The 10,486-nt window shown below is 70.6% G+C and carries 10 protein-coding genes, 1 pseudogene and 1 CRISPR repeat array; of the genes and pseudogenes, 6 read left to right on the forward strand and 5 right to left on the reverse strand.

Features of this window, described 5'->3' with window-relative positions; translation table 11 throughout:
• The first annotated feature begins 17 nt into the window (after nt 1-17).
• From cas7e to cas2e, 5 genes are read left to right on the forward strand one after another with little or no spacing between them, the layout of a single operon-like run.
• Entirely contained in the window at nt 18-1,214 is a 1,197-nt protein-coding gene (cas7e, locus tag ACVNF4_RS02610) for a type I-E CRISPR-associated protein Cas7/Cse4/CasC (protein WP_461800983.1), read from the forward strand.
• A complete protein-coding gene (cas5e, locus tag ACVNF4_RS02615) occupies nt 1,211-1,936 on the forward strand; it encodes a type I-E CRISPR-associated protein Cas5/CasD (protein WP_461800984.1) in 726 nt (241 codons plus the stop codon). The genes cas7e and cas5e overlap by 4 nt, the downstream gene beginning before the upstream one ends.
• Nucleotides 1,936-2,637, forward strand: a complete 702-nt coding sequence (cas6e, locus tag ACVNF4_RS02620) for a type I-E CRISPR-associated protein Cas6/Cse3/CasE (protein WP_461800985.1) — start codon at nt 1,936-1,938, stop codon at nt 2,635-2,637. The genes cas5e and cas6e overlap by 1 nt, the downstream gene beginning before the upstream one ends.
• Nucleotides 2,634-3,623 carry a type I-E CRISPR-associated endonuclease Cas1e gene (gene cas1e / locus ACVNF4_RS02625; protein ID WP_461800986.1) on the forward strand — a complete coding sequence of 330 codons (990 nt, stop codon included), beginning with the start codon at nt 2,634-2,636 and terminating at the stop codon, nt 3,621-3,623. Before cas6e ends, cas1e begins: the two co-directional genes overlap by 4 nt.
• Nucleotides 3,620-3,982, forward strand: a complete 363-nt coding sequence (gene cas2e, locus ACVNF4_RS02630; protein ID WP_461800987.1) for a type I-E CRISPR-associated endoribonuclease Cas2e — start codon at nt 3,620-3,622, stop codon at nt 3,980-3,982. Before cas1e ends, cas2e begins: the two co-directional genes overlap by 4 nt.
• Nucleotides 3,983-4,083: 101 nt before the next feature.
• Nucleotides 4,084-5,636: direct repeats of the CRISPR family, unit length 29 nt; unit sequence GTGGTCCCCGCGCCTGCGGGGGTGTTCCC.
• Between the two features lie 552 nt (nt 5,637-6,188).
• Here cas2e and ACVNF4_RS02635 read toward each other — a convergent pair.
• Entirely contained in the window at nt 6,189-6,605 is a 417-nt protein-coding gene (locus ACVNF4_RS02635; RefSeq protein ID WP_461800988.1) for a hypothetical protein, read from the reverse strand.
• Between the two features lie 279 nt (nt 6,606-6,884).
• Here ACVNF4_RS02635 and ACVNF4_RS02640 point away from each other — a divergent pair.
• Nucleotides 6,885-7,499: pseudogene (locus ACVNF4_RS02640) on the forward strand (NF041680 family putative transposase); the annotation flags it as partial.
• Between the two features lie 10 nt (nt 7,500-7,509).
• On the opposite strand, the gene ACVNF4_RS02645 reads toward ACVNF4_RS02640, so the two are convergent.
• The 4 genes from ACVNF4_RS02645 to ACVNF4_RS02660 form a co-directional block, all read right to left on the reverse strand.
• Nucleotides 7,510-8,082, reverse strand: a complete 573-nt coding sequence (locus tag ACVNF4_RS02645) for a hypothetical protein (protein ID WP_461800989.1) — start codon at nt 8,080-8,082, stop codon at nt 7,510-7,512.
• Nucleotides 8,083-8,134: 52 nt separating this feature from the next.
• Nucleotides 8,135-8,935, reverse strand: coding sequence for a hypothetical protein (locus ACVNF4_RS02650; protein WP_461800990.1), 801 nt, complete (start codon nt 8,933-8,935; stop codon nt 8,135-8,137).
• 180 nt (nt 8,936-9,115) lie between these two features.
• Nucleotides 9,116-9,940: a M23 family metallopeptidase gene (locus tag ACVNF4_RS02655; RefSeq protein WP_461800991.1), complete on the reverse strand. Its 825-nt coding sequence runs from the start codon at nt 9,938-9,940 to the stop codon at nt 9,116-9,118.
• A 66-nt stretch (nt 9,941-10,006) separates the two neighbouring features.
• Nucleotides 10,007-10,486, reverse strand: a 480-nt coding sequence (locus ACVNF4_RS02660) for a mannosyltransferase YkcB-related protein (protein ID WP_461800992.1), incomplete at its 5' end; no start/stop codon positions are given.

The raw sequence follows: 10,486 nt of genomic DNA on the forward strand, positions 1-10,486 counted from the left end.
AGCAGAACGGAATCACGGTGACCCGCACCATCCTCGACGTCCACATCCTCCAGGTGGTCCCGCCCAGCAACCTCAACCGCGACGACACGGGCACGCCCAAGTCCGCTTACTACGGCGGGGTCCGGCGAGCGCGGGTGTCCAGCCAGGCGTGGAAACGCGCGACCCGCGAGACGTTCAACGAACTGCTGCCTCCTGGCGAACTCGGCGTCCGTTCCAAGAAGTTGGCCGGAGCGCTGGCGGAACGGATCGTTGCCAAGAGCGAGTTCGCCGAGTCCGTCGCCCTCTCCCTGGCCGTCGAGACACTGAAGACGGCGACCGGATCCACCAAGATCGAGCCCCCGAAGCGGAAGAAGGACGACGAAGAGGCGAGCAAAATGCCTGTCTCGTCGTACCTGATGTTCCTGAGCAGCCGTCAGCTGGACGCTCTCGCCGACCTCGCGATCGAGCACAGCGGTCCAGAGGGGGACGTCCAACTCCTCACGGACTGGCTGAAGAAGAACAAAGCCGTGGCGAAGAGCGCCGTGGACGCCCGACATTCGGTGGACATCGCGCTCTTCGGACGGATGGTCGCCGACTCCTCCGACCTGAACGTGGAGGCGGCGACGCAGGTGGCGCACGCCATCAGCGTGCACAAGTCGGACATCGAGTCGGACTACTACACGGCGGTGGACGACCTCAGCGCTGACAGCGAGCCCGGCGCAGGAATGATCGGGACCGTCGACTTCAACTCCGCGACCCTCTACCGCTACGCGGCCGTGGACGTCGACGAGCTGCACCGCAACCTCGGTCTCGGCCTCCAGGAGGGCGAAACTCCAAGTACCCCTGCGGAGAAGGCAGTCACCGCATTCCTGGAGGCGTTCATCACCTCCCTGCCGACCGGGAAGATCAACTCCTTCGGCAACCACACCCTCCCCTCCGCAGTGGTCGTGAAGCTGCGCGACCGGCGTCCGGTGAGCTTCGTCAGCGCCTTCGAGGAGCCCGTGCCGCAGGGGGCGAAGGGTGGATATCTCCGGGAGAGCTGCCAGCAACTCGCCGAGTACGTACCGAACTTCGAGAAGCAGTACGGCATCGAGACGGCCACGGACCACAGTTGGGTCTTCCGCGTCGGCAACGAGACCGAGGCACTGGCCCCGCTCGGCAGGCCCGTCTCCTTGAAGACCCTGCTGGAGGAAGTGCGCGCTGCGGTGGCGCAGCGGCTGGGGTCCGGAGCATGACGAGTCGCCCGGCCGGTACGGCGGTGCTGCTGCTGCGGCTCGCCGGTCCCTTGCAGTCCTGGGGTTCGTCGGCCCGTTTCGCCCGCCGCAGCACCGAGAACGCCCCCACCAAGAGCGGGGTACTCGGCCTGCTCGCCTCCGCCGAGGGCCGCCCCCGAGGCGCGGACCTCTCCGACCTCACCGCGCTGCGGTTCGGCGTCCGGATCGACCAACCCGGCGCCCGGCTAAGGGACTTCCACACCGCGCACCACGCCGACACCGGGAAGTCCATGCCGCTGTCCGAGCGGTTCTACCTGGCGGACGCCGTGTTCGTGGCGGGAGTCGAGGGCGACCCGGAATTACTGCGCCGCCTCTACGACGCCGTACGCGCACCCCGCTTCCTCCCTTTCCTCGGACGGCGCTCCTGTCCCCCTTCCCTCCCTCTCGACCTGGGCCCGCCGCTCCCGGACACGGACCTGGAGGAGGCTCTGCGCGCCGCGCCCTGGCAGGCGTCCCCCTGGCACAGGAAACGCGCCGGACGCGAACCGGGACCGCTGGACCTCCTGCTCGACTGCCCGCCCGCCGACGTCCCGCACCTGTCCCTGCGGGACACCCCGGTGAGCTTCGACCCCCGGCACCGGCAGTACGCGCTGCGCGGCGTCGTCACCGGCCACGCCGACCCCCAGACCGACCACGACCCGACCACCAACCTGCGCCCCCTGCCCGCCCCGAGGACCAGCTGATGTACCTGACCCGCTTCCGCATCAACACCGCACGCTCCGGCGCCCGGCGCCTCCTCGGCTCACCGAACTTCATGCACGGCGCCGTGAACATGGCCTTCCCCGACCCGCCGCCGAGGGACGGTACGGGGCCGCGCGTCCTGTGGCGGGTCGACCCGGCCCCGGCGGGCCGCGCCGACCTGTTCATCGTCAGCCCGAACCGCCCCGACCTGACCCACCTCGTCGAGGAAGCGGGCTGGCCCGGACTGCCGGAACCCGGCTGGACGACGTTCGCCTACGACGAGTTCCTCGACCGCCTCACCCCGGGCACCACCTGGAGCTTCCGGCTCACCGCCAACCCCGTGCACAGCATCCGCCGCGCCGTCGACTCCCGGGACTCCCCGACGAAGCGCGCCGCGCACGTCACCCCGCGCCATCAGATCGGCTGGCTGCTCCAGCGGCAGCGGAACGCGGGCTTCGAGGTGGTCGAGGCGCCCTCGGGGGACGGCCGGCATCATGAGGTGATCGTCCACGACCGGATGCCCCTCCAGTTCAACAAGGCCGGTACGGCGACCGGGCGCCCGGAGGTCCGTTTCACCCGGGTCACCTTCGACGGCCGCCTGCGCGTCACCGACGCCGACGTCTTCCGCCGCACCCTCACCAACGGGCTGGGCAAGGCCAAGGCGTACGGCTGCGGCCTCATGACCCTCGCGCCCGCCTCATGAGCACGGTCGGACGACGCCCCACCTCAACTCCCCGCGAACTCACCCGAGTCGGCGACCGCGTCTCCTTCATCTACCTGGAACGCTGCACCGTCCACCGCGACGACAACGCGATCACCGCCACCGACGCGGACGGCGTCACCCACATCCCCTCCGCGACCATCGGCACCCTCCTGCTGGGCCCCGGCACCCGCATCACCCACCAGGCCATGTCCGTCCTCGGCGAATGCGGCGCGGGCGTCGCCTGGGTCGGTGAACGAGGAGTCCGCTACTACGCCGGCGGACGCGCCCTCACCCGCTCCAGCCACCTCGTCGAAGCGCAGGCCACCGCCTGGGCCAACCGCCGAACCCGCCTCGACGTCGCCCGCGCCATGTACCGGCTGCGGTTCCCCGACGAAGACCCCTCGACCAAGACCCGCCAGCAGCTCCTCAGCATGGAGGGCCACCGGGTCAGGGACTGCTACCACCGTGAGGCGGCGCGTACGGGGGTCGTATGGGTCCGACGCGAGTACCACCACGGCGACTTCACCGCCGGCGACGCCCCCAACCAGGCCATCACCGCCGCCGCCCAGTGCATGTACGGCATCGCGCACTCCGTCGTCGCCGCACTCGGCTGCTCTCCCGGCCTGGGCTTCGTCCACTCCGGGCACGAGCGTTCATTCGTCCTGGACATCGCCGACCTCTACAAGACCGACATCGGCATCCCCGCCGCCTTCGACGCCGCCGCCCAGGGCGACCAGGACATCGCCACCCGCACCCGACGCGCCCTCCGCGACCGCATCAACACCACCGGCCTCCTCGACCGCTGCGTGAAGGACATCAAAAACTTCCTCCTGCCCCACCACACCGCCCCACCACCGGACGACACCACCGACCGCGTAACTCTCCAGTCGGACGGCGACGTTCACCTCCCGGCGGGCCACAACCACGCCTCTCCGGGGGAGCACACCACCCCACAGGCCCCCACCTGCGAGGACCCCATCTGGTGACCGTCATCGTCCTCGCCAACTGCCCCGCCGGCCTCCGCGGCTTCCTCACCCGCTGGCTCCTGGAAATCTCCCCCGGCGTCTTCCTGGGCGCCCCCACGGCCCGCGTCCGCGACATCCTCTGGGAAGAGGTCCGCCAATACCGCGGCAAAGGCCGAGCCCTCCTCGCCTACCAGACCAACAACGAACAAGGCTTCACCTTCGCCACCCACGAACACACCTGGCACCCCACCGACCACGAGGGCCTCACCCTCCTCCACCGCCCCACCCAACAACCCCCCGCCACCGGGCCCACATCCCCCGATCCACCCCTCCGGGGCTGGAGCAAGGCAGCCAAAAGACGAAACTTCGGAAACCGCTAACCACAAGCCCGCACGCCACCACCCCGAGAGGCAATATGTCCGTTTCTCAAGAAGTAAGCAAAATCCATTTCCCTCGCGGATAAACCCCCAGGTCACGTGCTGTGGTCCCCGCGCCTGCGGGGGTGTTCCCGGGTCGGCAGGCATCCGGTCCGGCGCCCACGTGTGGTCCCCGCGCCTGCGGGGGTGTTCCCGTCGAGGTGGTCGAGCACGTGCGGGGCGAGGAGTGGTCCCCGCGCCTGCGGGGGTGTTCCCCCGGACTACTGGGCGGAGAAGCTCAGCGGCGGGTGGTCCCCGCGCCTGCGGGGGTGTTCCCGGCACCTGGGCGCCGATCTCGTTGTTGCGGCGGTGGTCCCCGCGCCTGCGGGGGTGTTCCCACCCTGGAAGGAATCCCGTGGACGTGACCGAAGTGGTCCCCGCGCCTGCGGGGGTGTTCCCCAGTCGGCGACGAACGGCAGATCGTCGAGGCGGTGGTCCCCGCGCCTGCGGGGGTGTTCCCGCGCTGGCGGGGATCTCCATCGAGCCGCCGTGGTGGTCCCCGCGCCTGCGGGGGTGTTCCCTGCGGTTCGAGTCCACCGCCTCGCCCGAGGCGGTGGTCCCCGCGCCTGCGGGGGTGTTCCGTCTTCCACCAGGGGGACTTGAAACCGCGCGAGTGGTCCCCGCGCCTGCGGGGGTGTTCCCAAAGAAAAGGCAATCGAGGAAGCGTCCAGATCGTGGTCCCCGCGCCTGCGGGGGTGTTCCCACGACGAGCGGCCCCCTGCGCATCGGTTCGCTGTGGTCCCCGCGCCTGCGGGGGTGTTCCCGCCTCCTTCCTGGTGGCGGGGAAGAACGCTTTGTGGTCCCCGCGCCTGCGGGGGTGTTCCCTGGCAGGAGCCGTTCCCCACGGTCCCCGACGAGTGGTCCCCGCGCCTGCGGGGGTGTTCCCCCGGCGACGCCGACGATTGCCGCGCAGACCGAGTGGTCCCCGCGCCTGCGGGGGTGTTCCCGGCCCGAACACCTGGGTCTCGCCTGCGGGGATGTGGTCCCCGCGCCTGCGGGGGTGTTCCCCAGCGGGAGAAGTCCCAGGCGAACAGGCTGAGGTGGTCCCCGCGCCTGCGGGGGTGTTCCCCTCCACCGCCCGTCAGCCCGCGCCACCGCCCTGTGGTCCCCGCGCCTGCGGGGGTGTTCCCCACGGTGCCCGCAGCATTGTGGTAGACCTCGTGTGGTCCCCGCGCCTGCGGGGGTGTTCCCCCCTCCTCCAGCACGTCGTCCCCATCGACTCCGTGGTCCCCGCGCCTGCGGGGGTGTTCCCGCGGCATGAAGCGGAACATCAACAGGTGGTCGGTGGTCCCCGCGCCTGCGGGGGTGTTCCCGCGATCAGCGCGTACGTCGCGCTGAGAACGGGGTGGTCCCCGCGCCTGCGGGGGTGTTCCCTGGGCGTGCGGGCGCTCCCCGAGGACGCGGGTGTGGTCCCCGCGCCTGCGGGGGTGTTCCCACCTTCACCGTGACCGTGGGGTTCGCCGCGTTGTGGTCCCCGCGCCTGCGGGGGTGTTCCCGCGCCGCGCGGGCTGAACACGGTCGACACCCCGTGGTCCCCGCGCCTGCGGGGGTGTTCCCTCGCCTACGACCGCGAGGCCGACCGGATCGTCGTGGTCCCCGCGCCTGCGGGGATGTTCCCGGGCAGCGCACCCATCAGAAGCGCCTTGCCGTCGACGGCGATCGCTCGCGGTCAGGAGCCAGTTGGGGCGGTGCGGGCAGGCGAGGAAGGCTCCAATTGCCTGGTCGAGAGCGACGCCGTCCGACTGAGCGAGGAGACGGCGCAGGGTATGGGGATGCGGGACAGACACCGCGCCGGTCGGTGGGCCCAGTGGGAAGCCGGGGCCCAGCAAGCCTGGACAGGGGCGTCGGTGATCGCGGTGAGTAGTCGGGCGCCGGCCGGCACACTTGCCGCGGCTGCGGTGACCGGGGCGGACAGTTGGTAGCGGCGCCCGTGGACACCTTTCGAATCGGGTACCAGGCCCGGCCTGACAGAGCGACCGCGTCCGCGGGCGGGACGCGTGGGAGAAGATGCGGGAGCGGACTCACCAGGTGTTCGTGGGACTTCGACACTCACATGATCACTGGCGCCGCGCCTGCCCGAACCGAGACGTCCGACGCGACTCCCGACCGGCCCGGCGATCCGGACGAACCCCCATCACGCAACGCCCCCGGGGGCCTCGCCGTCGAGCGATCAACGCTTGATCGAATCGAGCTTCCAGTCCAGCGTCATTGCCGACTTGCTCGTAGTGGAGGCCGTGAACATGGTGGTGCCGGGATCGGTCTGCAATTCGACAGAGCCGTCGCACAGTATCTCTGTGGCCTGCCCCTTGGTGGGCTGGATACGCACCGGCCCTTCACCCCGGCATGTCAATGTGAGGTTCCCGGCCACTCCCGGCGTGTTGTCGGCACCGAAGTGGACGGGGGTCCCGGCGACAAGGCGCAGTCCCGTCCCGGAGGCGGTCACGGGCAGAGCCACTTCCTGGTGGGCCGGGTCGGTCGTCGTGGAAGGGCGAGCGGCAGGGGGAGCTTTATCTGCCGGGTGACCGCTGCATCCCGCCAATGCCACAGCGGCGACCAGAGCGGCCCACGCGGCAGGCGTACGCTTCATGAACTGCTCTCCCAGTACTTGATACGGATGGAGAAGGAGGGGCGATCAAGGTACCTGAAGCAATGGTTTTGACATTGCGGGGAGCGACGATCTCGGTCTTCTTCCAGGGTATCGAGTATCCGTCCGATCCTGTGTGGGCTGACCTGGAATGTTCCGGTCGGGGTCGTCGAAGCCGTGGAGCGTGACGGACAGACTGGCCTCAGCTTTGGCGATCAGCCCGTTGATCTCGCTCTTCCCCGTACCGGTCACGGACGCGCCGACGGTGGCACCCGCCTGGAAGGCGACGCTCGTCGAACCGCCAAGTCCGGGACCTGGGGTGAGCCCGATGCCGCGACCACGCAGGTTACCGACCGGTGCGCCTCCACCCCCGTCTGACCACCCCTCCGCATGGATCGGCCACACCGGCGAACTCCCCGCCGTCGAAGGGACGTCGATCCGTCTCCAGTTCGACCGCCTGCCCGGCGGAGGCGACCCGCTGCCGCTGTGGCTGTGGTCGTCGGCCACCGGCCTCAGCGGCGAGGACGTCGATGGCCGCCGGCAGGCCTTCCTGCGGCCATCGACCTGGAACACACCTTCCGGCTCATGAAGCAGACCCTGGGCCGGACCCGCCCGAAACTCCGCCCCCCGAAGCCGGCGAACGCTGGATCTGGACCGTCATCGCCGCCCACACCCAGCTCCGCCTCCTCCGCCGGACGGCCGTCGACCTGCGGCGACCGTGGGAGAAGCCGGCCGACCCCGACCGGCTCACCCGGCCCAGGTCCGCCAGGGGTTCAGGAACCTCCGCCCGCCCATGGCCCGCGCGCCAAAACCCTCAACTCCCGTCCTGCCGCCCACTACGACGTGGACAAGACCACGAAACGACGAATCCGACCCGGAGGACAAAGGCCGAGCTGAGAGCGAGGCGTCAGCGGATGACGATGTGCACGAAGGCGTTCACGGAGTTCAGGCACTGATTCCCGGTGCCGTTGTCGTGGGCGTAGTAGCCGTTGTCGGAGTAGCCGTCGTCCTGGTAGCCGAGGACGAGGCTGCCGCCCCGGCCACCGACGACGTACTGGCGTCCGACGACGTTCAGCAGGCGCTCCAGGCTGCCGGTGGCGCCGGGGATGGTGATGAGGCCGTGGTACAGGTCGTTGTCCGAGGCGGGGTCGACGTACCGCTTCCAGGTGAGCCCCCGGCCGCCGGTCTGCACGCAGCCTCCCCCGTCGACCGTGACGTGGTCGCCGGGGAGGAAGGAGAAGGCGTAGGTCGTCGACGGTTCGGTCACGACCGGCTCGTAGATGGTGCAGTCGATCGGCAGGGTGGTGCCCGAGCAGCCGGGGCTGTACTTGACGTCCTTCAGCGAGAGGTGCGCGGGGATCCGGCGGACGTTGCGGTCGGTGGACGAGGTCTGCGCCGCGGTCGCCGTGGCGGCGGGGACGGTGCTCAGGGCGGCGCCCACGGCGAGGGCGAGGGCAAGGGTCGTCAGGGTTTTTCTCACGCTGTTTCACTCCTTGGGTGAGATGCGAGGGACTGGACGGGAGGGCGCCGCGTCAGGCGGCCAGCTCCGGGAGGGCCGCGGCGGAGGACAGGTAGCTGGTGGCCCGTACGGCCTGGGTGGAGGCGTAGGCGTAGGTGGACGCGGGCAGCGGCGGCAGCGGCTGCCGGTACCTGAGCCCCGTCACGGTGACCCAGTCGAGGCCGGTGTTGCCGTTGAACGCCGTGCACTGGAGCTGCGCCTCGACGGACCTGGCGCCGGGTTCGGCGTCTCCCCACAGCGGGGTCGCGAAACAGTGCGGGGTCAGCCGCGTGACGACCGTCTGGTTGGCGGAGACGAGGGTCTGCCTCAGCAGGTCGGTGCTCAGGCCCGCGTACGTCCGGGCGAACAGGGCGATCGGGCCGACGGTGTTGAGGGCGAACCCGAGCTGGTTGACGGCGGGGAGCTGCGAGACGTTGCTGATGTCGGACTGCGCCAGGGTCGCGCAGGACGTGGCGGACATGGCGAACGCCTGGAGGTTGTCCGGGGAGAGCCGGCGGATGTCCGCGACCTCGATGACGGCGCTCCTGGCGCACGCCTGCACGTCCGCCGTCGCCACGGCGTCGACCTCGTTGAGTATCTCGGTCTTCGCCGCGCTGATCGCGTTCTCGATCCGCGTCGTCGCCTCGTCGAGCGTGAGCTGGTGCCCGAAGAACTTCTGGTAGGCGTCGTACGCCTGTTTCACATAGCCCAGATAGCCGGTGAAGTCCGAGACCGTGTCCGCACGCGCGGGCGCCGCACCGGCGAGTGCGACGACCGCGGCGGTCGTCAGGGCGGTCGCGGCGCCCACCAGCTTCGTACCCACCGATCTGCTCATGGATCTGTTCGTCGATCTGCTCATCGCGCGGGGTGCCTCTCGATAGCCGGATGCTCGGCAGCCGGTCCGATGCACCTGCACGAGCACCGAACCGCTCCGGCCCCCAAGGTCCCGCCACCGACGGCCGTCCGTCACACGGAGTTCCACTGAACGGACCGCGTTCGGCGCTCGCCGCCGACTTTAAGCGGCAGTGAAGAAGGTGCCGTCCTCAGGCACTCCGGTGTGTCCGGCTCCCCCGTCGTCGCGGTAGTGCCAGGTGAAGGGCAGGCCGCGGGCGGTCTCGGGGTCGGGGCCGTCCATGAGCTGGAAGTGCACGTGCGGTTCGGAGGAGTTGCCGGAGTTGCCGCACTCGGCGAGCTGCTGCCCCTTGACGACCCGGTCGCCGGCCGCGACCTTCAGGGACCCCTTCCGCAGGTGCGCGAAGACCGCGTACACGCCGTCCTCCAGTTCGAGGATCACGTGGTTGCCCATGAGGTGGCGAGGCCACCCCAGGGTGCGGACGGCTCCCTCGGCGAAGAAGTAGGCGAGTCCGGGCAGGGAGGTCCGTGAGAGGTGGTCGCGCTGACGGTCGACGGCCTCGACGACGACCCCGGCCCCCGGAGCCAGGACGGGGCTGCCGAACGCCGGGTAGTGCTGCGGACGGCGGCCGACCGGCCACACCCGCCGGGCGGGGGGCGGGTCCTTCTCCAGCGGGTGGTGGACGAGGTCGATGGCGTAGGTCTGCGCGTAACTGTGGGTGTGGCTGGGCACCTTCGTGCCGGGCCCGTTGAGCGCTCGCCAGCGCCCGGCGACGGGCAGGCCGACGGGGACGGGAGCCCGCTCGCCGGACGGCCGCTGGCTGCGCCACAGGCTCCACCGCAGCGCCGCGCCGACCAGCAGCAGAGCGACGCCGGTGTACCAGAGCGGGCTCAGCCCTTGCCTGTTGACCAGGACACAGACCGCTCCGGTGCCGAATAACAGGCCATTGCGTTTCCACAGGGACTTCAGCGACAGGGACTTCAGCAAGAGGAACCTCGTTCACTGGACGGCACGGAGGTTCATTGTCACCTGTCCGATCTTCGGACCGGCGGCTCAGCGGATGGGCGCGCAGTCGTACAGCGTCTCGGCGGTGCCCGTCGCTCCGTAGGCCGAGGGCGGGACCGGGGCGCAGGAGGATCGCACCCAGGCGGTGATCCGCGCGGAGTCCGTCGTTCCGGTCTCTCCCCCGCCGAACATCGCCCCGCCCGCGCCACGGCCGGCGCCGACCAGGACGTAGCGGAGGCTGCCCGAGCTGACGAGCCGGCGGAATCCGGGCTCCGTCGGGAAGGGGACCCGGCCGCTGAAGCCGCCCAGCGGGAGGACGTGGGCGCCGGTGGCGAGGATGTAGGGGGAGGCGGCGCTCCAGTCGGTGGTGGCGAAGACGTACGACGCCGGGCCCTGGTGTGCGCGGGTGTAGGCGAGCAACTCGCGCTGGGCGGCGGTGAGTCCGCCGCCGGAACCGAAGCCGCCGAAGCCGGCCGCACCCATGGCGCCCGCGCCGCCGAAGCCTCCCGCGCGGGACGCGTCCCCCGC

Source organism: Streptomyces sp. S6 (genome assembly GCF_054880855.1).

Coding starts and splice junctions, on each gene's coding strand:
- ACVNF4_RS02635 (WP_461800988.1), bottom strand. CDS start 6,605: ATGAAGCGTACGCCTGCCGCGTGGGCCGCTCTGGTCGCCGCTGTGGCA.
- cas1e (WP_461800986.1), top strand. CDS start 2,634: ATGAGCACGGTCGGACGACGCCCCACCTCAACTCCCCGCGAACTCACC.
- cas6e (WP_461800985.1), top strand. CDS start 1,936: ATGTACCTGACCCGCTTCCGCATCAACACCGCACGCTCCGGCGCCCGG.
- ACVNF4_RS02650 (WP_461800990.1), bottom strand. CDS start 8,935: ATGAGCAGATCGGTGGGTACGAAGCTGGTGGGCGCCGCGACCGCCCTG.
- cas5e (WP_461800984.1), top strand. CDS start 1,211: ATGACGAGTCGCCCGGCCGGTACGGCGGTGCTGCTGCTGCGGCTCGCC.